This is a genomic window from Phyllobacterium myrsinacearum (genome assembly GCF_002980555.1).
In the GTDB taxonomy this organism is placed as follows: domain Bacteria; phylum Pseudomonadota; class Alphaproteobacteria; order Rhizobiales; family Rhizobiaceae; genus Phyllobacterium; species Phyllobacterium myrsinacearum.
On the sequence record NZ_PVBT01000007.1, the window covers coordinates 258,400 to 278,335 of the forward strand.

Sequence of the window (19,936 nt, forward strand, 5' to 3'; positions counted from 1 at the left end):
CCACTAAGACATTGGGTTCAAGACCGGATTGCCTTCTGTTTAGAGCGTTTCCAAACATGTGTGAAATATATAATTCATGCTTGATTAGGTCGTATTTCATATTAGAGATACGATATGGATCTGCGCCAGCTGCGCTACTTTATCACTGTTGCTGAAGAACTGCATTTCGGGAGAGCTGCGGCGCGGCTCAACATGACTCAACCGCCCCTCAGCCAGACCATACTCGCGCTTGAAGAGGAAATTGGCGTCGAATTGTTCACGCGCACCAAGCGCAGCGTCGCATTGACACCTGCGGGCATCCAATGGCTGGACCATGTACGCAAGGTTCTGGACGACGCAGGCGCGCTTCCCGGCATTGCCCGGCAACTGGCGCGGGGCACCATGGGCAGCTTGAAACTCGCTTTCGTCAGCACAGCCGATTACAGCCTGCTGCCGGCACTGCTCGGCCGTTACAAGACGGGCTATCCCGATGTGCAGATCGCCCTGCAGGAGGCAACCAGCGACGTGCAGATCGAAGCGCTTCTGAATGGCAACATTCACGCCGGCTTGATCATTCCGCCGTCACGCGCCAGCCTTCACGCATCTCTCGCCTATCTGTCATTGCTTCAGGAGGAACTTGTCGCTGCAGTCCCGGAGGAATGGGTGGCATCAGGCAGGTTTGATCTGTCCAGCGGAGTGCTCGACATCAAAGGCGCACTGTCGGAGCCATTGATTATCTTTCCCCGCCGCAGTGCACCGGCCTTTCACGATCTGATCACCGGCTATTATGCCGGCAATGGTGCCGTCCCATGCATCGGGCAGGAAGCCATCCAGATGCAAACAATCATCAGCCTGGTCTCCGCGGGGATGGGAATCGCACTCGTGCCGGAATCGCTGCAGAATCTTGGCCGGACCGGAGTGCGTTACCTGAAACTGTCACGCACGCCGCCACGGATCGAGACCGGGCTTGTCTGGCGCCGCGATGACCCGTTACCGGCGCTCAGACACCTGATTGATATTGCCTCGGCATTCAGCGTATCGCCTTGACGAGATCTTTGTCGGGGAAGCAGGTGGCAGGCAGGCCCTGTTTCATTTGCCAATCACCGATGGAACGCCGCGTCTTGAAGCCCGGAAAGCCGTCAGCTCCCCCGGCGTCATAACCCTTCTTTTCCAGCACCTTCTGCAACCCGGCAATGTCCGAGCGATAGAGGCCGCCGACATCACCCCAGCCGGCGGAAAAACCCTTCGCACCATTGCCAATGCGGTCTCCCACATGCCCGATGAACAGCGCGTAGAGATCGCTCATATTGTATTCCTTGATCACATAGAAATTCTTGGTGACCACAAAAGCCGGACCATGGCGCCCGGCCGGCATCAGCAGAAAGCCCTCGCGATTGGTTTCACTGGCCGGAAACGGCTTGCCGTTGACGCGGGCAATACCAAGCTTGGCCCATGCGGCGAACGGCTTGCCCCGATCCGGGCCTTCCAGGGAGCAGCTGACATTCTGCGGAACGCTGACTTCATAGCCCCAGTCGCGGCCGCGCTGCCAGCCATATTGCGCGAGATAATGACCGATGGAACCGAGTGTATCAGGAACGGAATTCCAGATGTCCCGTTTGCCGTCGCCGTCAAAATCCACCGCGTGTTCGAGATAGGATGTCGGCATGAATTGCGGCTGGCCGAGCGCCCCCGCCCACGAGCTTTTCATGCTTGCAACGCCGATATAGCCTTTCTCCACGATCTGGAGCGCGGCTAAAAGCTCCTTGCGGAACATGTCCTTCCGCGTTGCCAGAAAGGCTTTCGTGCCGAGCACGGTAAAGGCGTTGTAGGGGATTTTGACGCTGCCGTAGCCACTTTCGCGCCCCCATATGGCAAGAACGATCGGTCCCGGAACGCCATATTTGCTTTCAACTGCTTTGAGGATTTTGGCATATTGGCCAACCCGCGCTGCGCCGCCCGATGTCACCGCGTTGACGGTCTTGTCATTGAAGTATTTGCCGGGTGAACCGAACTCCGATTGCCGTTGCTCTTTGGGTGTCTGTGGTTTTTCACCCGGCATCACCAGATCGGGCAGATCGAAATTGAGGGTGACGCCGGAAAAAGCCTGCTCAAAAACCGCCTTGGAAATACCCTGAGCCTTGGCTTCGGGCCAAAGATCATTGGCAAGCCATGCCCGGAACTGCGCTTCAACTTCCGGTTTTGACGCGGCCAGCCCCGATGTTACATGGAGAAAGGTTGCAATCAACGCCGTAAGGGCAAGTCGCATCGAGCGTCTGATCAAAAGCCTTCTCCCTATATAGAGGTCCGCGCGCGCAGGGCAGCAGCCAGCGTGCCCTCGTCCAGATAGTCAAGTTCCCCGCCAACGGGAACGCCATGCGCCAGCCGCGTGATACGCACGTCGAAATCCGCGAGCTGGTCGGTGATGTAGTGTGCGGTCGTCTGCCCCTCCACCGTCGCATTGACGGCGAGAATGACCTCCTTGATCTCACCCTCCGCCACGCGGCTGACAAGACTGCCGATGTTGAGATCATCAGGGCCGACACCATCGAGCGGCGACAACCGTCCGCCCAGCACATGGTAGCGGACATTCATTGACCCGGCCCGCTCGAGTGCCCAAAGGTCGGAAACATCCTCGACCACAATCAGCGTCGCCCGCTCGCGGCGCGGATCGGTACAGATCATGCACGGATCAGACGTATCGACATTGCCGCATGTGGAACAGATACGCACCTTATCGGCTGCGTCCTGCATGGCGGAACCCAGCGGGATCAGCAGCCCTTCTTTTTTCTTGATGAGATGCAGCGCCGCACGGCGGGCAGAACGCGGCCCGAGCCCCGGCACTTTGGCCAGAAGCTGGATCAGGCGTTCAATTTCGGGACCGGCGATTCGTTTCGACATATCGCCGGTTTAAAGCAAATTTTGCCCATAGGGAATCGGAGACGCACCGGCAACTCAACTCAAGCGGAAAAGAGGACCGTAATTTACAACCCTGCATTCGTTGTTGCCGACGACAAACGAAGCAATCATCGCCTCAAGCGCCGGACAGCGCAAAAGTTCGAAGGCGAAGCAGAAGCACCGTACCAGCCGGTGCATCGGGAGAATAGGCTACCCGACTGCGGCAACAGCCTTGCCTTTGAACTTGGAGGTGAACTATGCGGATTTTTCCGTTTAGCATCACCCTCATAGTGAAGAAAACCCGGACGAGCTGGTCATGGACCGTCCGGGTCAATTTTCACGAATGAGGAGGGGTGGCGAGCGAAAGCTCGCCGCCCACTCCAAGAGCAGTATAAGTCACGCTCGCATCTTTTCCAAGAAGCTTGCAGTTGTAGACCCGCTCTCAAAAAGGCAGCTTGAAACCTGGCGGTATCGGCAGGCCCGCTGTCAGCGCCTGGGTTTTTTCCGCCATGATGGCCTCAACTTTCGCCTTTGCCTCGTTATGGGCGGCGATGATCAGGTCTTCAAGAATCTCCACATCGTCTTCCTTGAAGAGCGATGGATCAATCTTGAGCGATGTCAGCGCCCCCTTGCCGGACAGCTTGACCGTGACGAGACCGCCACCGGAATGGCCCTCGGCCTCCAGCGCCGCGATTTCCTCCTGCATGGCGGCCATCTTACCCTGCATTTCCTTGGCCTGTTTCATCATGCCCATAATGTCACGCATGGGAAAAACTCCTTTTGATCAATCGTCTTCTTCGACGGGGGCCAGCGTATCATCGCCGGAGCCGATCCCGTCCATGCCATCCGGATCGCCATTTCCCTGCCCGGCAGGTGTTGCGATTCGTACATTGATAATCTTGGCACCGGGGAACCGCGACAGGATCGCCGCGACATCCGGATCGGCGCGTGCGTCGCTGAGCATGGAATCGCGCCGGGCCGTTTCGGTTTCATTGATGGTCCGGCCGCCCTGTTCCCGTGACAGGGATACCATCCAGCGCGCGCCGGTCCATTCACTGAGCTTCTGCGACAGGTCTGTCAAAAGCGTTTTTGGCGCGTCGTCGGTCAGATTGATCTCAAGCCGCCCCGGCTTGATGCTGACGAGCCGTACGCAGTTCTTGACCAGTATCTTGAACTGCATGTTGCGCTGCTTGTCGGCGAGCGCCACGATATCGGCGATGCTGGTAACGGGAACAGCCGGCGTCTGCTCCTCGGCAGCCGGCTGGACCGGAACAACATGTGCCGGCTGTACTGATTGCTCAACCAGCCGCATGGTGGCACCACCGCCGGAGGTTACGGAACTGCGCACGGGCGCCACAGCATCCGCCGGAGTACCGCGGCTCATGCTCTCGCCGCCGCCATTGCCGGAGCGTGGACCATCGCTCCGCGGCGCTTGCCCTGTCGAAGACGCCCCGTTTTCCAGCAATTTCAGCGCTTCATCCAGCGTCGGCAAATCGGCTGCATGCGCCAGCCGGATCAACAGCATTTCCGCGGCCTGAACCGGGCGATTGGACGCATCCACCTCGGCAATGCCTTTCAGCAGCATCTGCCATGTCCGGGAGAGAATTCGAATGGAAAGCTTTTCGGCATAATCCCGTCCGCGCAGGCGTTCATCCTCGGACAGGGAAATGTCGTCCGCGACATCCGGGGTGAAGCGAATACGCGTCACCAGATGGTTGAAGTCGGCAAGATCGGACAGAACAACACTGGGATCTGCCCCGACATCATACTGCGCGCGAAACTCACGCAAAGCGGAAGCCACGTCACCGCGCATCAGCATCTCGAAAAGATCGATGATCCGGGCACGATCCGCCAGCCCCAGCATGGAGCGCACCGTCTCGGCATCGACATTGCCCGCACCGTGGGCGATTGCCTGATCAAAGATCGACAGGGAATCGCGCGCCGAGCCTTCGCCCGCGCGGGCGATCATCGCCAGGGATGCGGCATCAACCGTAATGCTCTCCTTGTCGGCAATTTTCTTCAGCAACGCCGTCAGCATGTTTGCATCGATGCGGCGCAGGTCAAAACGCTGGCAGCGCGACAGCACCGTGATCGGAACTTTGCGGATTTCGGTGGTGGCGAAGATGAATTTGACGTGCGGCGGCGGCTCTTCCAATGTTTTCAACAGGCCGTTGAAAGCCTGATTGGACAGCATGTGCACTTCGTCGATGATATAGACTTTATACCGGGCCGAAACCGGGCGATAACGAACCTGCTCAATGATTTCACGGATATCATCGATACCCGTATGCGAGGCGGCATCCATCTCGATGACATCGACATGGCGGCCTTCCATGATCGCCTGGCAATGTTCACCGGGAACAGACAGGTCGATCGTCGGCCTGTCGATTTCCGCTGTCTTGTAATTGAGGGCACGGGCCAGAATGCGCGCCGTAGTGGTCTTGCCGACCCCCCGGACACCAGTCAGCATCCAAGCCTGCGCGATGCGGCCAGTCTCGAACGCATTGGTCAGGGTCCGGACCATCGGCTCCTGACCGACCAGATCGTCGAAATTCTGCGGGCGATATTTGCGGGCGAGCACGCGATAGGCGCTATCTGCCGTTTTGGTGTCCATCCCGATTGATTCCGCTCCTGCATTGCTCTTCATGGCGCCAGTGGTCCGATTCTGACAGTCGCATGTTCCGCGTGATGTCAAACGGGGTGCGAATGTCGAATTCGTTCCACCGGGCAAGTTTGTACCGCTGCACACCGCAGCGTCAATGCCGGATCACGGCTTTAAAGAGGATAAAGGTGGGAGGCTGGCACGGCGACCCGTGCCTGGCTCGTTGGGGCTGCTTCCTTCCGGACCTGACCCGGTTGGCGAGTGGCTCGTCCACCACCAACCTCCCGAGGCTCATATCGGCAATCTTTGCGCAAAAAGCAAGCGGGACGACAAAAAAACTGCTAATTGTTGCAAATCATGACGTTCATACTCGATAGCAAACTTGCAGCCGATACGATTCCCATTGCAAGGCTGGGCCTTTGCGATCTGCGCCTGATGAATGACCGGCGCTGGCCTTGGCTCATTCTCGTGCCGCAAAGGGCAGATATCAGCGAGATCCACGACCTTACCCCCCTCGATCAGACAATGCTTGTCTTTGAATCGGGCATTGCCGCACAGGCGCTCAAGGCTGTCGTCAATTGCGAAAAGATCAACACCGGAGCTCTCGGCAATATCGTCCGGCAGCTGCACTTGCATATCATCGCCCGCAACACCGGAGATCCAGCATGGCCCGGTCCCGTCTGGGGCTATGGCACGCGCGAACCCTACGGCGAAAAAGACGCACGGGACTTTGCGAACGCCATTCTCAACGCTATCTAATCAGCATCACCACCAGTCCCCTTCCGGACCCGCCTTCTGGAGCCCACTTATGTCATTTCGCCTTTACGATGTTCCGGAAGCGGAAGCGAGCCGTTTCGTCGGCTTCGCCGGCAACAGGATAAACCGCCACGCCGAAAACCGCAGCGATGATGTGGTAACGGTCGCGCTTGCGGATGCAAGGGCGCGCATGCTGCTGATCGGGCAAGGCCAGATATTGGTGTCGCAGGGAAACGGCATGGGCAACGCTTTCTTCGCCCTTGAAGACGCCGCAGCACTGCTGCCCAATCCAAACAGGACAATCTATCTGGGAATGCAGGAGGATATGCCGGTTCTCGCCGCTGTGAGCGGCATTGACCTGACAGCGCTTCCCGAGGCAATCAAGGCCATTGAATACCGTCCAGTCTACACGCAAGGCCTCATACCCGAAGATCAGCTGGGCGCTATGGCGCAAGCCGTTTCACTGCTGACATGGCATGAGAATCACCGTTTCTGCGGACGCTGCGGAACGGAAACGGTGATGCGGGATGGCGGGTACCGGCGCACTTGCCCGCATTGCGACGCCCAGCATTTTCCGCGCACAGATCCGGTTGCCATCATGATGGTGGTGCGCGGCGACAAGTGTCTTTTGGCACGTGGACCCCATTTCGGTCCGGGTATGTATTCCTGCCTTGCCGGGTTCATTGAACCGGGGGAAACCATCGAGAATGCCGTGCGGCGCGAGACGCTGGAAGAAACCAACCTGCCCATCGGCCGGGTGGTCTATCATGCATCGCAACCCTGGCCCTTCCCCTATTCGCTGATGATCGGCTGCCATGCGGAGGCTTTGTCCGACGATTACACCCTCGACAAGGCGGAGCTGGAGGCGGGCCGCTGGTTCACACGCGATGAAGTGGCCCTGATGCTCGACCGGACGCATCCGGAAGGATTGATGACGCCGCCACCCGGCGCCATCGCTGCTCATCTGATCCGCAGCTGGGTCGAGAGTGACGTCTAAGTCCTACCAAGGTTGAATTGAAACTATTGCTTAATTGGTATATATTATTGTCATATCTCAAAGGAGGTGAGACATGGAAAAAGCCAAAATCTTCTGGTCCGGACGCTCGCAGGCCGTGCGCCTTCCAAAGGAGTTCCGATTTGATGCAGCAGAGGTTCGTATACGGCGTCACGGGCAATCCATTATTCTTGAACCGGTGCCGGAGAATTGGGCTTGGCTGGATGCTCTTACAGCCCCGGTAGACGACGACTTTGCAAAAGCTGCAAACGAGAAACCGGCAGCACAGGAAAGACCTAACCTCGATTATTTCAAATGAAATTCCTGCTTGATACCAATGCAATCATTGCTTTGTTGAAAGGCAATGAGCGGCTGCACAGCCAACTGCGCCGACATCAGCCACAGGACTTTGCAATTTCGGCCATTGTCGCCCATGAACTATTTTACGGAGCCTACAAATCGCAGCGCGCCGTTCACAATCTCGGTCTTGTTGAAAGCTTGCAATTCCAAACACTTGAGTTTGACTTGGACGACGCCAGACATGCGGGCGAGTTGCGGGCGAAGCTTGCACGCTCGGGCAATCCCATCGGTCCTTACGATGTTTTGGTCGCAGGGCAGGCCCTCGCGCGGTCCCTGACCCTCATCACACGCAATGTTCGCGAATTTCAGAGAGTCGAGAGACTTAACGTTGAAAACTGGGAAGACTAAAAACTCAATCTACTCACCATCGCCCTGGCTGCTGCGGAATGTCGTATCCGCCGGGTAGACGCCGAGAATCCGCACCTCCTTGGAGAAGAACTCGAGTTCCTCCAGGGCATGGGCGACATTCTTGTCATCCGGATGCCCTTCAATATCAGCGTAAAACTGTGTCGCCGTGAATTTGCCGTCGATCTGATAGCTTTCCAGCTTGGTCATGTTGACGCCATTGGTGGCAAAGCCGCCCATCGCCTTGTAGAGCGCCGCCGGAACGTTGCGCACGCGAAAAACGAAGGTCGTCATCATGAGTTCGTCAGACGTGCGCGGCGCCCACTTTTTCGTCTTGTTCAGAACGACGAAGCGCGTGACGTTGTTTTCCGTATCCTCGACATCCTCTTCCAAGATATCGAGACCATAGAGACTGGAGGCGAGCCGCGGCGCCAGCGCCGCCATCGTCCTGTCCTTGACATCGGAGACGAGCCGCGCGGCACCCGCCGTATCCCCGGCAATGACCGGCTTCCAGCCATTCTTGCGGATATATTTGCGGCATTGGCCCAGTGCATGGATATGGCTGTGAACCGTGACGATCTCGCTGCGCTTGGTGCCCGGAAGAACCATCAGCTGGAAATGGATCGGCAGAAAATATTCGCCGACAATGTGCAGGCGCGATTCCGGCAAGAGGTGGTGGATATCCGCCACGCGTCCGGCGATGGTGTTCTCGATCGGGATCATCGCAAGATCAGCCGCCCCGCTTTCAACCGCGTTGAACGCATCCTCAAAGGTCGGGCATGGCAACGGCTCCATGTGCGGAAACATGTTCCGGCATGCGGTGTCGGAATTGGCACCCGGTTCGCCTTGAAAGGAGATGCGGTTGGTCTTGGCCATAATCAATTGCCCTTTATTGAAGTAAGAATGTCACGTGCCCGCTCAAGATCTTCTCGGGTATCAACACCCAGCGGCACCGAATCAACGATCTCGACATCGATGCGCATGCCGGCTTCCAGCGCGCGCAGCTGTTCCAGCCGTTCGCGCTGTTCGAGCGGCGACGGGCCAAGTCTGACGAATCGCTCCAGCGCGGCGCGGCGATAGGCATATAGACCGATGTGGTGGTAGAGCGGGCCATTGCCATAGGGAGCTGTCGCACGCGTAAAGTAGAGCGCGCGCATTTTCCCGGTGCCGATGCCCGAGCCGACGATCTTGACCACGTTCGGATTGGTCTTTTCATCGTCCCTGGTGATCTCGACACACAATGTAGCGATATCGGCCGGGCCTTCGCGCAGCGGCAGAAGCGCGCGTTTGACCAATTCCGGATCAATGGTCGGCAGGTCGCCCTGGACATTGACGATGGCATCGACAGTGCCTTCCGGATCGAGCGCCAGCAAGGCTTCGTAGATGCGGTCCGAACCCGATTCATGGTCACTGCGCGTCATGACGGCTTCAAGTCCGTGCAACTCGACCGCCGCCTTCACTTCGGCGCTATCGGTGGCAACAACGGCACGGCCGAGACCGGCCGCCAGGGCCCGTTCAGCCACATGCACGATCATCGGCTTGCCGGCAATATCGGCCAATGGCTTGCCGGGGAGGCGCGTGGAGGCCATGCGGGCGGGAATCAGGGTCAATATTTTCATCGTCACAAGCACCCTACGGTGTCAAAAAGTCTCAGGCAGAACTGCCCTTATATGTGTTGCAAGTCTTGAGCAAAAGACCTAGTTTCCGCGCGATCACGAGGGGACTCTCGTCAAGTAATGCAGCGGTCTGCATTGACCAGATAATGAGAACCTCCGCAAGAGGAGCAATGATCGACAATGGATTCGAGCGCATTCAACAAATATGCCATGGCGTTCCTGGCAACAGTTTTCGTTGTCATGACAGCGGGCATCCTTTCGGATTTCGTATTTGATTCCCGTGCGCCCGAAAAACCCGGCTTTATCATCCAGGCTGCCGAAGCCGGCGGGGAAGGTGAAGCTGGCGCGCCAGCCGCAGCGGCTGCGGCTGTACCGATCGCGACCCTGCTCGCATCGGCGGATGCAACACGCGGCGAAGCTATCTTCAAGCGCTGCCAGGCCTGCCACACCGGCGAAAAGGGCGGCGCCAACAAGGTCGGTCCGAACCTGTGGGACATCGTTGACCGTCCTATCGCCACACATGAAGGCTTCAGCTATTCCGGCGCCATCAAGGATTTCTCCAAGGGCGGCAAGGAACTCTGGACGTTCGATCACCTCAATCACTTCCTGACATCGCCCAAGGGCTATATCAAAGGCACGGCCATGGGCTTTGCCGGTGACAAGAAGGACAATGAGCGCGCGGACCTGATCGCTTATCTGCGCACGCTTTCCGACAGCCCCAAGCCGCTTCCCGCTGCTGACGCAGCCCCTGCCGCCGGCGACAAGCCCGCGGATGCGGCTAAGCCTGCCGATGGTGCAGCGCCCGCACCGACCAAGTAAGCTCGGTTGCCCATTCCCAGAAAAGGCCGGGCCCAGTGCCCGGCTTTTTCGTATCGGCATCAAGACTGCGTGTTTTTTTGCCGAAGGCCTGTTCTCCGCCGCATTTTCTCTTAGACTGCCCAAAAAAGAGAAACCGTGGAGACCTGATTTGCACTTCCGCCCGTTCCTGACCAGCCTCGCCCTCCTTGCCATGACAGCCGCGATCCCCCTATCGAACGCACGGGCTGCGGAAACAGAGTGGCGGACGGCGGTCAGCGCTCTGGGCAAGCCGAAATACGGGCCGGACTTCAAGCATTTTGATTTTGTAAATCCCGATGCGCCGAAAGGCGGAACGCTGAATCAAATCGCTCAGGGTTCATTTGACAGTCTCAATCCCTTTGTTGTTCAGGGAACATCGGCAGCAGGGCTTCCCGGCGGAACTATCCTGGGCGGATACCTCTACGATACACTTCTCAGCCGTGCGCTTGACGAACCAGCAACAAATTACGGACTTCTCGCAGAAGCGGTTGCTTACCCCGATGATTTTTCCTGGGTGAAATTCCGTCTCAACCCGGCTGCAAAATGGCATGATGGGCTGCCCATCACCGTCGATGATGTCATCTGGTCGTTCGACACTCTGAAGGCGCAGAGCCCGATTTACAACAAGTATTATCATGACGTGACAAAGGCCGAGAAGACCGGGGACCGAGAGGTTACCTTCACGTTTGCGGGCGGCGGCAACCGTGAATTGCCCGGCATCGTCGGCGAGTTTCCCGTGTTGCCAAAACACTGGTGGGAAAGCACCGATCAATCCGGCAAGCCACGTGACATCACAAAGCCCACGACGGAAATCCCTCTGGGCTCAGCGGCTTATAAAATCGAAAGCGTCGACTTCGGCAAAACCATCGTATGGAGCCGGGTGCCCGATTACTGGGGCAAGGATCTTCCCACCAATGTCGGGCGCAACAATTTCGATCGTATTCGCTATGAATATTTCCGCGACGCAAACGCCATGTGGGAAGCCTTCAAAAAGGGCGGATTCCAGGATTACCGCGGCGAACCGAGTATTGGCCGCTGGATGCGCGGCTACGACTTCCCGGCATTCACCAGAGGGGATGTCATCAAGGCCGTGTATCCTCAGCGCTCGTCTGGCCGCATGCAAGGATTTCTCCTGAATACGCGTCGCGACAAGTTCAAGGATATTAAGGTACGCGAAGCCTTGAACTTTGCCTTTGATTTTGAATCCATGAGCAAAAATGTATTTTTCGGTCAATACAAGCGCATAGACAGCTATTTCTCCGGCACGGAGCTGGCATCAAGCGGCCTCCCGACAGGCAAAGAACTGGAGATACTTCAGGCGGTCAAAGGTAAGGTACCGGAAGGGGTTTTCAATGAGGCGTTCAAGAACCCGGTTTCTGACACGCCGCAGGCACAACGCGACAATCTACGCAAGGCCGCCTCGCTATTGCGGGAAGCTGGTTATGATCAGAAAAATGGAAAGCTCATCAATACAGCGACTGGCCAACCCCTAACCATCGAATTTCTGGCGGATGATCCGGGCGACGAACGGACGATCGGACCCTTCATGACCAATCTGCGCAAACTTGGCATAGACGCGCAGATACGTGCTGTCGATGCAGCCCAATATGCGGCCAGGGTCAATGATTATGATTATGACGTAATGGCGATCGCCGGAATCGGACAAACTCTGTCGCCGGGGAACGAGCAGCGCGATTTCTGGGGATCCAGTACCGCCGATATGCCTGGCGGACGCAATTATATGGGTATCAAAAATCCGGCCATAGACACGCTGATCGACAGGGTGATCTTTGCCAAGGATCGCGAGGAGCTTGTGGCAGCAACCCATGCGCTCGACCGGGTTCTGCTGTGGAACTACTATGTTGTTCCGCAGTGGTACGATGACAAGGTCAAGGTTGCCTATTGGAACAAGTTTGGGATGCCTGAGAAGCAGCCGGATTATATTGGCATCGATCCGTTCTCCTGGTGGATCGATCCTGCCAAGGAACAGGCCCTGAAGGCGCGGGCTCAATGATCAAAGTTCATCTGAACCGCCGTAGTCTGCTGAAATACTCCGGCGCGGCGGCTTTGTCCGCCCTTGCTCCGCATTTGGCATTGGCGGAGGTGAAAACGGATGTGCCGCTGCATGGCCTTTCCGCCTTTGGCGACCTCAAATATCCCAAGGATTTCACGCATTTCGATTACACCAATCCCGATGCACCGAAAGGCGGAACGTTCTGCTTCTCGCCGTCCATATGGATACTCAACCAATCGCCTCAAACGTTCAACACGCTGAACGGTTTCAGCGCGCGCGGCGATGCGCCGCCGCGTGTGGAACTGTGTTTCGATTCCCTGATGACATCGGCGCTGGACGAGCCCGATTCGATCTATGGCCTGGTTGCCGAAAGCGTTACGGTTTCCCCGGACAAACGGACATTCACATTCAAAATGCGCCCGCAAGCGCGTTTTCATGACGGCTCCCCTCTCACCGCCCATGACGCCGTGTTCAGTTACGAGACGCTCAAGGCAAAGGGGCATCCCGATCTCGTGGTGATGATGGCGGAACTCAAGGAAATTGCCGCTGTGGATGACCACACGGTGCGCCTGACCTTTTCCGGCAATCATTCCGACCGGGCCATTCTCGACATAGCGGCGGGAATACCGATCTTTTCCAAGGCGTGGTATGCCACGCGGGATTTCGATGCATCGACGCTGGAGGCGCCACTCGGTTCCGGTGCCTATCGTGCGGGTATCATCCTCCCCGGCCAAACAATCGAATACGAACGTGTTGCCGATTACTGGGCGAAGGATTTGCCCGTGCAGCGCGGCTCCAACCATTTCGACCGCATCCGCATCGAGTTCTTTCGCGACCGGCAACCCGATTTCGAATCCTTCAAGAAGGGCGATATTTACTGGCGCTCCGAATCCGTGGCCAAGACATGGGCGACCGAATACAATTTCCCTGCCATACAGCAGAAGCGCGTCGTCAAACGCGAGTTCTCCAGCGAAAAGCGGCCGATGATGCAGGCCTGGGCGCTGAACCAGCGCCGGGAACAGTTCCGCGACCCGCGGGTGCGCGAAGCCATCGCCCTGTGCTTTGATTTCGAGTGGACCAGCAAGAACCTGTTCTACGATGTCTACAAACGCTCGCAGTCACTGTTTGAGAAATCCGACTTCCGCGCCGAAGGCAAACCTTCCGCCGAAGAACTGGCCATTATCGAACCGCTGCGCGACAGGCTGCCGCCGGAGATTTTCGGTGATGCGGTTCTGCAACCCGCATCGGACGGTTCGGGGCGCGACAGAAACAACCTGCGCCGCGCGGTCGAACTGATCACTGCAGCGGGGTATACGCGCCAGAATGGCAAATTCGCCGATCGCAGCGGCAAACCCCTCAACGTGGAAATGCTGATCCAGGCGGAAGTCTTCACCCGTTCAGCGACACCTTTCATCAACAATCTGAACGCCATCGGTATCAATGCCACTTTGCGCCTGGTCGATCCGGCCCAGTATCAAGTCAGGCTGCAGGCCTTCGATTTCGATATGATGGGAGCGGCCTATTCGCTTGGTTCCACACCGACGCAGGAAAGCCTGCAGGCCATGTTCGGCTCCAAATCGGCTGCTTTGCCCGGGTCCACCAATTTCGCTGGTGTTGCGGATCCGGTGATCGATGCGCTGATCCAGAAAGTCGGCGACGTGAGGTCACGCGCTGAACTGGTCACGATTATGCGTGTTCTGGATCGACTCTTGCGTATAAGGCGCGACTGGATTCCAAATTGGTACAGTGCGAATCACCTCATCGCCTATTGGGACATGTTCGGCTTCAAGGAGCCCAAACCCGATTACGGCTTTCCGGTTGAAACGCTCTGGTGGCTTGACGAAACAAAGGCGAAGGCAATTGGCAAGATTTAAAATGACATCCCCGGGAGCACCGTCTTAATGGGAGCCTATATTCTACGGCGTTTGCTCCTGATGATACCGACCCTGTTCGGAGTTCTGCTTGTCTGCTTCGTCATTGTACAGTTCGTTCCCGGCGGCCCGGTCCAGCGCATTATCGGCCAGCTCACCGGACAGGGCGGCAACGCGCTTGACCGCATCGGCGGTGGCGGCGCCGATTTTGGCCACGGCAACGAATCGCTTGGCCTCGGCACGGCCAATTCGAAATATCGCGGCGCCCAGGGTCTTGATCCCGCGTTCATAGCCAGCCTCGAAAAGCAGTTCGGGCTGGACAAGCCGCCGCTCGAGCGTTTCCGTATCCTGGTATGGAACTATCTGCGGTTTGATTTCGGCAACAGCTATTTCCGCGACATCAGCGTGGTGCAGCTCATCAAGGAGAAACTGCCGGTTTCGATATCGCTTGGCCTATGGATGACACTGATATCCTATGCCATCTCCATCCCGCTCGGCATTCGCAAAGCCATCAAGGACGGTTCTGCCTTTGACGTGTGGACCAGTGCCGTTGTCGTGGTTGGCTATGCGATACCGGGATTTCTCTTCGGCATCATGCTGATCGTATTTTTTGCCGGCGGCTCATTCTTCGACTGGTTCCCGCTGCGCGGCTTGACGTCCAACAATTTCGCCGAGCTCTCGTTCTTCGGCAAGGTCGTCGACTATGCCTGGCACATTGCCCTGCCGTTGACGGCCATGCTGCTGTCGGCCTTCGCCACGACGACCCTTTTGACCAAGAATTCGTTCCTAGATGAAATCCGCAAGCAATATGTCACCACGGCGCGGGCAAAGGGTCTGACCGAGCGCAAAATTCTCTATGGGCACGTCTTCCGCAACGCCATGCTCATCGTCATTGCCGGTTTTCCCAGCGCCTTCATTTCAATTTTCTTCACCGGCCAGTTGCTGATCGAGGCGATTTTCTCGCTCGATGGGCTTGGATTGCTTGGCTATGAATCGATCATCAACCGCGATTATCCGGTGGTGATTGCCACGGTCTATATTTTCGCCCTTGTCGGCGTCATCGTCAGCCTCCTGTCCGATCTCCTCTACACATGGATCGACCCGCGTATTGATTTCGAGCGGAGGGATGTCTGATGACCGATACAAGCATTGGCACGCAGCCCGTTGCTGTTCGCCGTCCGCGGTTGTCACCGCTCAATGCCCGCCGCTGGCAGAACTTCAAGGCCAACCGCCGCGGCTGGTGGGCCCTGTGGCTGTTCCTGTTCCTGTTCATTGCTTCGCTGTTCGGCGAATTCATTGCCAATGACCGGCCGATCCTTGTTTCCTACAAGGGCGAGATTCTCTTTCCCGTTCTCGTTGATTATCCGGAAGAGAAGTTCAACGGCTTTTATGCGGTGACCGATTATCGCGATCCGGTGATCCAGGACGAGATCAACGCCAATGGCTGGGCCATCTGGCCGCCGATCCGCTACTCCTACCGCACCGTCAACAACGAGCTTCCCGATACGGCACCGTCAAAACCATTCTGGCTCTATACGCCCGAGGAGCGTTGTGCCCGCTATCCGCAGGGTGTGAACGACGCCAACTGCACGTTCGGCAACATGAACATTCTGGGCACGGATGATCAGGCGCGCGACGTGTTTGCCCGGGCGCTTTATGGTTTCCGCATTTCCGTGCTGTTCGGACTGATCCTGACAGCGGCGTCAGCGGTGATCGGGGTGACGGCCGGCGCCATGCAAGGCTATTTCGGCGGCTGGCTCGATCTTCTGGCGCAACGCTTCATCGAAATCTGGTCCTCAGTGCCAACCCTCTACCTCCTCCTGATCATGGCTTCGATCCTGCCGCCCGGCTTCTGGATCCTGCTCTCCATCATGCTGCTGTTCTCATGGGTGCATTTTGTCGGCATCGTCCGCGCCGAATTCCTGCGGGCCCGCAATTTCGAGTATGTGAATGCCGCCCGGGCGCTCGGCGTCCGTGACCGGACAATCATGTTCCGCCATCTCCTGCCCAACGCCATGGTGACGACGCTCACCTTCCTGCCCTTCATCCTCAATGGATCGATCACGACGCTCACCTCGCTCGATTTCCTCGGTTTCGGCCTGCCACCGGGCTCCGCCTCGCTGGGCGAGCTTCTGGCGCAAGGCAAGAACAACCTGCAGGCCCCATGGCTTGGCCTGACCGGTTTCATCGTCATCTCGCTGATGCTGTCGCTTCTGATCTTTGTCGGCGAAGCGACCCGTGACGCGTTCGATCCGCGCAAGGCTTTCAAATGAGTGCGTCCCCCCTTCTTTCCGTCCGTGATCTCTCGGTTGCCTTTACCCAGAACAGCCGCCAGTCGATTGCCGTCGATCATGTCTCGTTCGACATCGCCCAGGGAGAAACCGTCGCGCTTGTCGGTGAATCCGGCTCCGGGAAGTCGGTCTCGGCCCTATCGATCCTGAAGCTTCTGCCCTACCCACCGGCCTCGCACCCCTCCGGCCAGATCCTGTTCAACGGGCAGGATCTTCTGGACAGCAACGAGAATGATCTGCGGCGTGTGCGCGGCAACGACATCACCATGATCTTCCAGGAGCCAATGACTTCGCTCAATCCGCTGCATACGATCGAGAAGCAGATTGTCGAAGTCCTCAAGCTGCACCAGAGCATGGCTGACAAACCAGCGAGGCAACGCACACTGGCGCTTCTGCATGAAGTGGGCATCCGCGAGCCGGAAAAACGCCTCGATGCCTACCCGCACCAGCTCTCCGGCGGTCAGCGTCAGCGTGTGATGATTGCCATGGCGCTCGCCAACAAGCCGAAGCTGCTGATCGCCGATGAGCCGACCACGGCGCTTGACGTAACCGTGCAGGCGCAGATCCTGCAACTGCTTGCCGACCTCAAGAAGGCACAGGGCATGTCCATGCTGTTCATCACGCATGACCTTGGCATCGTCCGCAAGATTGCCGATCGCGTCTGCGTCATGACCAAGGGCAAAATCGTCGAGACCGGTCCCACCAGACAGATCTTCGACAATCCGCAGCATGAATATACGCGGCATCTGCTTGCCGCCGAACCCAAGGGCAATCCCCCCTCCGCTGATCTGTCCGCCGCGCCCGTCATGCGCGGCGAGCAGGTGAAGGTCTGGTTCCCGATCAAGCAGGGTTTCCTGCGGCGCACCGTCGATCATGTGAAGGCGGTCGATGGTATCGATGTGACCATCCGTGCCGGACAGACGCTTGGGGTTGTCGGCGAATCCGGCTCGGGCAAAACCACGCTCGGGCTTGCGCTGTCGCGCATGATTTCATCTCAAGGGGTCATCCGTTTCGGCGAAAAGGACATCAACCAGTTTTCCTTCAAGCAAATGCGGCCGCTGCGGCGCGAGCTGCAGATCGTGTTTCAGGACCCGTTCGGGTCGCTGTCGCCGCGCATGTCGATTGCCGATATCGTGGCCGAGGGCCTTGCCGTACATGAGCCGAAACTGTCGGCTGATGAGCGCGATGCACGTGTCGTTGCCGCACTCAAGGAGGTCAATCTCGACCCGGAGAACCGCTTCCGCTATCCGCATGAATTTTCCGGTGGTCAGCGCCAACGCATCGCCATTGCCCGAGCCATGGTTCTCAACCCGCGCTTCGTCATGCTGGACGAGCCGACGTCGGCGCTCGACATGAGCGTGCAGGCGCAGGTGGTCGACCTCTTGCGCGGATTGCAGCAAAAGCACAATCTGGCCTATCTTTTCATCAGCCACGATCTCAAGGTGGTGAAAGCGCTGGCCAATGACGTGCTTGTCATGCGCAATGGCAAAGCGGTTGAATATGGCCCGTCGGAGGAAATCTTCGCCAATCCGAAGAGCGATTATACAAAAGCACTGATGGCAGCTGCCTTCAGGATAGAAACGGCGGAACAGGGAGCAGTAAGCGAATGACCGGGACAAGCGACACGATTTTTCTGGCTGTAACGGGATGGGACCCGGAGGTCTGGCTATCGGAGTTTGCCAAGAACGCCCCGCAGCGCAAACTTGTCCTGAACACCGATACGGACAAGGAAAAGGTTCGCTACGCACTGGTCTGGAAACAGCGCCCCGGTTCCCTCGCGGACCTGCCGAACCTCGAAGTCATTTTCTCATTGGGCGCCGGTGTGGACCACGTCTTCCATGATGACCGGATTCCCGATGTGCCTATCGTGCGCATCGTGTCCCCTGATCTGACCATGCGCATGACGGAATATGTGGTCTGGCAGGTGCTGGATCACCACCGCCTCGGCCTGCGCTACCGGCAGCAGCAGGCCGGCAAGGTCTGGCATGAGGACCGGCGCCAGCCGGCAGCCCATGAGGTGAATGTCGGCATACTCGGGATGGGCGTGCTCGGCCGTGACGCGGCCTTGAAGCTGCGCATGCTGGGTTTCAAGGTCAGCGGCTGGAGCCGCCGCCCCCAGAACGTCGAAGACGTGACCAGCCATCACGGCAATGATGGGTTGAAGGACTTCCTGAAGGATGCGGATATCATCGTTTCCTTGCTGCCGCTGACACCGGAGACCAAGGGCATCCTGTCGATGAGCCTTTTTGCCCAGATGAAGGCCGACGGGCCGCTCGGCGCACCGATTCTCATCAATGCCGGGCGCGGCGGGCTGCAGAACGAGGCGGATATCCTGGCCGCGCTGGAACGCGGCATGCTGTCGGCTGTCACGCTTGATGTGTTCAACAGGGAACCCCTGCCGAAGGACAGCCCGCTATGGACGCATCCTCAGGTCATCATCACACCGCATGCGGCCGCAAGCTCCAGCCCGTCTGCGCTGGTTCCGGAGATCGTCGCCCAGATCGAATCCTTCGAGCGCGGCGAGCCGCTTAAAAATATTGTCGACCGGAAAGCCCAGTATTAGAAAAATTTGGCTTTGACGGCCGGAAACCTTCGGATAGATTGCCCCCGCAAGTGTTCTCAGGGCGGGGTGCAATTCCCCACCGGCGGTAATCACTGGGTATCGAAAGATGTCAGGTGCGAGCCCGCGAGCGCTTTCCGGCTTGCCGGAAAGGTCAGCAGATTTCGGTGCAATTCCGAAGCCGACGGTATAGTCCGGATGAAAGAGAACAACTGAAAGCAAGGGCTGCCTTTCCGGCAGTCCCTGACCGTTTTTGGTTGTGCCCTGATTCACGTCAACTCTTGAGGAGACCGACATGGATCAGTTCCAGAATAACAATACCCCACATTTCGCCCCGCGCATCGCCTTCATCCAGGCGCGATGGCATGCGGAAATCGTCGATCAGTGCCGTATCGGCTTTGAGGGCGAACTCAAAAGCCAAGGCATCACTGCCGGACGGTTTGACGTCTATGATGTGCCGGGATCGTTCGACATTCCGCTGCTGGCCAAGAAGCTCGCCGAGACCGGCCAGTACGACGCGATTGTCGCAACCGGTCTCGTCGTCGATGGCGGGATCTACCGGCACGATTTCGTCGCCGGTACGGTGGTGAATGCGCTTCTTACCGCCCAGATGGAGACCGGCGTTCCCATGCTGTCAGCCGTGCTGACGCCGCATCATTTCCAGGAAACCACCCAACACATCGACTTCTTCACCAAACACTTCCTGATCAAGGGACAGGAGGCGGCGCGCGCCTGCCTGCAGATCATCCGCACATTCCAGCAGGTGGCTGAACTATCGGCCGCCTGAACCTGAACAGGTAAAGAAAATGATAGCCC

Annotated in this window: 19 protein-coding genes, 1 other RNA gene and 1 riboswitch; of the genes, 13 read left to right on the top strand and 7 right to left on the bottom strand. The window is 57.8% G+C overall.

The genetic code is table 11. From position 1 onward, the window contains the following. Positions 1-114: 114 nt before the first annotated feature. The gene (locus tag C5750_RS21630; protein ID WP_105736614.1) at positions 115-1,026 is read left to right on the top strand and encodes a LysR family transcriptional regulator; all 912 of its coding nucleotides are present in this window, start codon (positions 115-117) and stop codon (positions 1,024-1,026) included. Here the strand turns inward: C5750_RS21630 and C5750_RS21635 are convergent. The 5 genes from C5750_RS21635 to ffs all read right to left on the bottom strand — a co-directional run bounded on the left by C5750_RS21635 (position 1,010) and on the right by ffs (position 5,761). Further along, positions 1,010-2,245 carry a lytic murein transglycosylase gene (locus C5750_RS21635; RefSeq protein WP_105736616.1) on the bottom strand — a complete coding sequence of 412 codons (1,236 nt, stop codon included), beginning with the start codon at positions 2,243-2,245 and terminating at the stop codon, positions 1,010-1,012. The two genes, C5750_RS21630 and C5750_RS21635, sit on opposite strands and share 17 nt — an antisense overlap. Positions 2,246-2,271: 26 nt before the next feature. Further along, positions 2,272-2,877, bottom strand: a complete 606-nt coding sequence (gene recR, locus C5750_RS21640) for a recombination mediator RecR (protein ID WP_105736618.1) — start codon at positions 2,875-2,877, stop codon at positions 2,272-2,274. A 439-nt stretch (positions 2,878-3,316) separates the two neighbouring features. After that, positions 3,317-3,640, bottom strand: a complete 324-nt coding sequence (locus C5750_RS21645; protein WP_091878585.1) for a YbaB/EbfC family nucleoid-associated protein — start codon at positions 3,638-3,640, stop codon at positions 3,317-3,319. 18 nt (positions 3,641-3,658) lie between these two features. Further along, the gene (locus C5750_RS21650; protein ID WP_105736620.1) at positions 3,659-5,521 is read right to left on the bottom strand and encodes a DNA polymerase III subunit gamma/tau; all 1,863 of its coding nucleotides are present in this window, start codon (positions 5,519-5,521) and stop codon (positions 3,659-3,661) included. 143 nt (positions 5,522-5,664) lie between these two features. Beyond that, positions 5,665-5,761: signal recognition particle sRNA small type (gene ffs / locus C5750_RS21655), an RNA gene on the bottom strand. A gap of 69 nt (positions 5,762-5,830) precedes the next feature. Here ffs and C5750_RS21660 point away from each other — a divergent pair. The 4 genes from C5750_RS21660 to C5750_RS21675 all read left to right on the top strand — a co-directional run bounded on the left by C5750_RS21660 (position 5,831) and on the right by C5750_RS21675 (position 7,934). Beyond that, positions 5,831-6,235, top strand: coding sequence for an HIT domain-containing protein (locus C5750_RS21660; protein ID WP_105736783.1), 405 nt, complete (start codon positions 5,831-5,833; stop codon positions 6,233-6,235). Between the two features lie 49 nt (positions 6,236-6,284). Continuing rightward, complete coding sequence (gene nudC / locus C5750_RS21665; RefSeq protein ID WP_105736622.1) at positions 6,285-7,229, top strand: NAD(+) diphosphatase; 945 nt, start codon at positions 6,285-6,287, stop codon at positions 7,227-7,229. 73 nt (positions 7,230-7,302) lie between these two features. Beyond that, positions 7,303-7,545 (top strand): type II toxin-antitoxin system antitoxin VapB, encoded by a 243-nt coding sequence (gene vapB / locus C5750_RS21670; RefSeq protein ID WP_105736624.1) that lies wholly within the window; start codon positions 7,303-7,305, stop codon positions 7,543-7,545. Continuing rightward, positions 7,542-7,934 (top strand): type II toxin-antitoxin system VapC family toxin, encoded by a 393-nt coding sequence (locus C5750_RS21675; protein ID WP_105736626.1) that lies wholly within the window; start codon positions 7,542-7,544, stop codon positions 7,932-7,934. Before vapB ends, C5750_RS21675 begins: the two co-directional genes overlap by 4 nt. A gap of 9 nt (positions 7,935-7,943) precedes the next feature. On the opposite strand, the gene C5750_RS21680 is transcribed toward C5750_RS21675, so the two are convergent. After that, entirely contained in the window at positions 7,944-8,807 is an 864-nt protein-coding gene (locus C5750_RS21680; RefSeq protein ID WP_199537980.1) for a prephenate dehydratase, read from the bottom strand. Between the two features lie 2 nt (positions 8,808-8,809). Beyond that, positions 8,810-9,562, bottom strand: coding sequence for a 3-deoxy-manno-octulosonate cytidylyltransferase (locus C5750_RS21685; protein WP_105736628.1), 753 nt, complete (start codon positions 9,560-9,562; stop codon positions 8,810-8,812). A 165-nt stretch (positions 9,563-9,727) separates the two neighbouring features. Here C5750_RS21685 and C5750_RS21690 point away from each other — a divergent pair, with 165 nt between their 5' ends. The 8 genes from C5750_RS21690 to C5750_RS21725 all read left to right on the top strand — a co-directional run bounded on the left by C5750_RS21690 (position 9,728) and on the right by C5750_RS21725 (position 19,907). Beyond that, a complete protein-coding gene (locus C5750_RS21690; RefSeq protein WP_105736630.1) occupies positions 9,728-10,366 on the top strand; it encodes a c-type cytochrome in 639 nt (212 codons plus the stop codon). 190 nt (positions 10,367-10,556) lie between these two features. Further along, positions 10,557-12,398, top strand: a complete 1,842-nt coding sequence (locus C5750_RS21695; protein WP_105736787.1) for an extracellular solute-binding protein — start codon at positions 10,557-10,559, stop codon at positions 12,396-12,398. Next, positions 12,395-14,272, top strand: a complete 1,878-nt coding sequence (locus C5750_RS21700) for an extracellular solute-binding protein (protein WP_105736632.1) — start codon at positions 12,395-12,397, stop codon at positions 14,270-14,272. Before C5750_RS21695 ends, C5750_RS21700 begins: the two co-directional genes overlap by 4 nt. 27 nt (positions 14,273-14,299) lie before the next feature. Then, positions 14,300-15,403 (top strand): microcin C ABC transporter permease YejB, encoded by a 1,104-nt coding sequence (locus tag C5750_RS21705; protein WP_105736634.1) that lies wholly within the window; start codon positions 14,300-14,302, stop codon positions 15,401-15,403. Further along, positions 15,403-16,542: an ABC transporter permease gene (locus C5750_RS21710; RefSeq protein ID WP_105736635.1), complete on the top strand. Its 1,140-nt coding sequence runs from the start codon at positions 15,403-15,405 to the stop codon at positions 16,540-16,542. Before C5750_RS21705 ends, C5750_RS21710 begins: the two co-directional genes overlap by 1 nt. Then, positions 16,539-18,170, top strand: a complete 1,632-nt coding sequence (locus C5750_RS21715; protein WP_105736637.1) for an ABC transporter ATP-binding protein — start codon at positions 16,539-16,541, stop codon at positions 18,168-18,170. The genes C5750_RS21710 and C5750_RS21715 overlap by 4 nt, the downstream gene beginning before the upstream one ends. Then, entirely contained in the window at positions 18,167-19,123 is a 957-nt protein-coding gene (locus tag C5750_RS21720) for a 2-hydroxyacid dehydrogenase (protein WP_105736639.1), read from the top strand. The genes C5750_RS21715 and C5750_RS21720 overlap by 4 nt, the downstream gene beginning before the upstream one ends. Positions 19,124-19,171: 48 nt before the next feature. Further along, positions 19,172-19,334: riboswitch (FMN riboswitch) on the top strand. Positions 19,335-19,415: 81 nt separating this feature from the next. Next, the gene (locus tag C5750_RS21725; RefSeq protein WP_105736641.1) at positions 19,416-19,907 is read left to right on the top strand and encodes a 6,7-dimethyl-8-ribityllumazine synthase; all 492 of its coding nucleotides are present in this window, start codon (positions 19,416-19,418) and stop codon (positions 19,905-19,907) included. Positions 19,908-19,936: the final 29 nt, after the last annotated feature.

Excerpts from the sequence above, each read along its gene's own strand:
- C5750_RS21650 (WP_105736620.1), bottom strand. The coding sequence starts at position 5,521 with ATGAAGAGCAATGCAGGAGCGGAATCAATCGGGATGGACACCAAAACG.
- C5750_RS21725 (WP_105736641.1), top strand. The coding sequence starts at position 19,416 with ATGGATCAGTTCCAGAATAACAATACCCCACATTTCGCCCCGCGCATC.
- C5750_RS21690 (WP_105736630.1), top strand. The coding sequence starts at position 9,728 with ATGGATTCGAGCGCATTCAACAAATATGCCATGGCGTTCCTGGCAACA.
- vapB (WP_105736624.1), top strand. The coding sequence starts at position 7,303 with ATGGAAAAAGCCAAAATCTTCTGGTCCGGACGCTCGCAGGCCGTGCGC.
- C5750_RS21710 (WP_105736635.1), top strand. The coding sequence starts at position 15,403 with ATGACCGATACAAGCATTGGCACGCAGCCCGTTGCTGTTCGCCGTCCG.
- C5750_RS21630 (WP_105736614.1), top strand. The coding sequence starts at position 115 with ATGGATCTGCGCCAGCTGCGCTACTTTATCACTGTTGCTGAAGAACTG.
- C5750_RS21695 (WP_105736787.1), top strand. The coding sequence starts at position 10,557 with ATGACAGCCGCGATCCCCCTATCGAACGCACGGGCTGCGGAAACAGAG.
- C5750_RS21680 (WP_199537980.1), bottom strand. The coding sequence starts at position 8,807 with ATGGCCAAGACCAACCGCATCTCCTTTCAAGGCGAACCGGGTGCCAAT.
- recR (WP_105736618.1), bottom strand. The coding sequence starts at position 2,877 with ATGTCGAAACGAATCGCCGGTCCCGAAATTGAACGCCTGATCCAGCTT.
- C5750_RS21705 (WP_105736634.1), top strand. The coding sequence starts at position 14,300 with ATGGGAGCCTATATTCTACGGCGTTTGCTCCTGATGATACCGACCCTG.
- C5750_RS21635 (WP_105736616.1), bottom strand. The coding sequence starts at position 2,245 with ATGCGACTTGCCCTTACGGCGTTGATTGCAACCTTTCTCCATGTAACA.
- C5750_RS21675 (WP_105736626.1), top strand. The coding sequence starts at position 7,542 with ATGAAATTCCTGCTTGATACCAATGCAATCATTGCTTTGTTGAAAGGC.
- C5750_RS21720 (WP_105736639.1), top strand. The coding sequence starts at position 18,167 with ATGACCGGGACAAGCGACACGATTTTTCTGGCTGTAACGGGATGGGAC.
- C5750_RS21700 (WP_105736632.1), top strand. The coding sequence starts at position 12,395 with ATGATCAAAGTTCATCTGAACCGCCGTAGTCTGCTGAAATACTCCGGC.
- C5750_RS21645 (WP_091878585.1), bottom strand. The coding sequence starts at position 3,640 with ATGCGTGACATTATGGGCATGATGAAACAGGCCAAGGAAATGCAGGGT.
- C5750_RS21715 (WP_105736637.1), top strand. The coding sequence starts at position 16,539 with ATGAGTGCGTCCCCCCTTCTTTCCGTCCGTGATCTCTCGGTTGCCTTT.
- nudC (WP_105736622.1), top strand. The coding sequence starts at position 6,285 with ATGTCATTTCGCCTTTACGATGTTCCGGAAGCGGAAGCGAGCCGTTTC.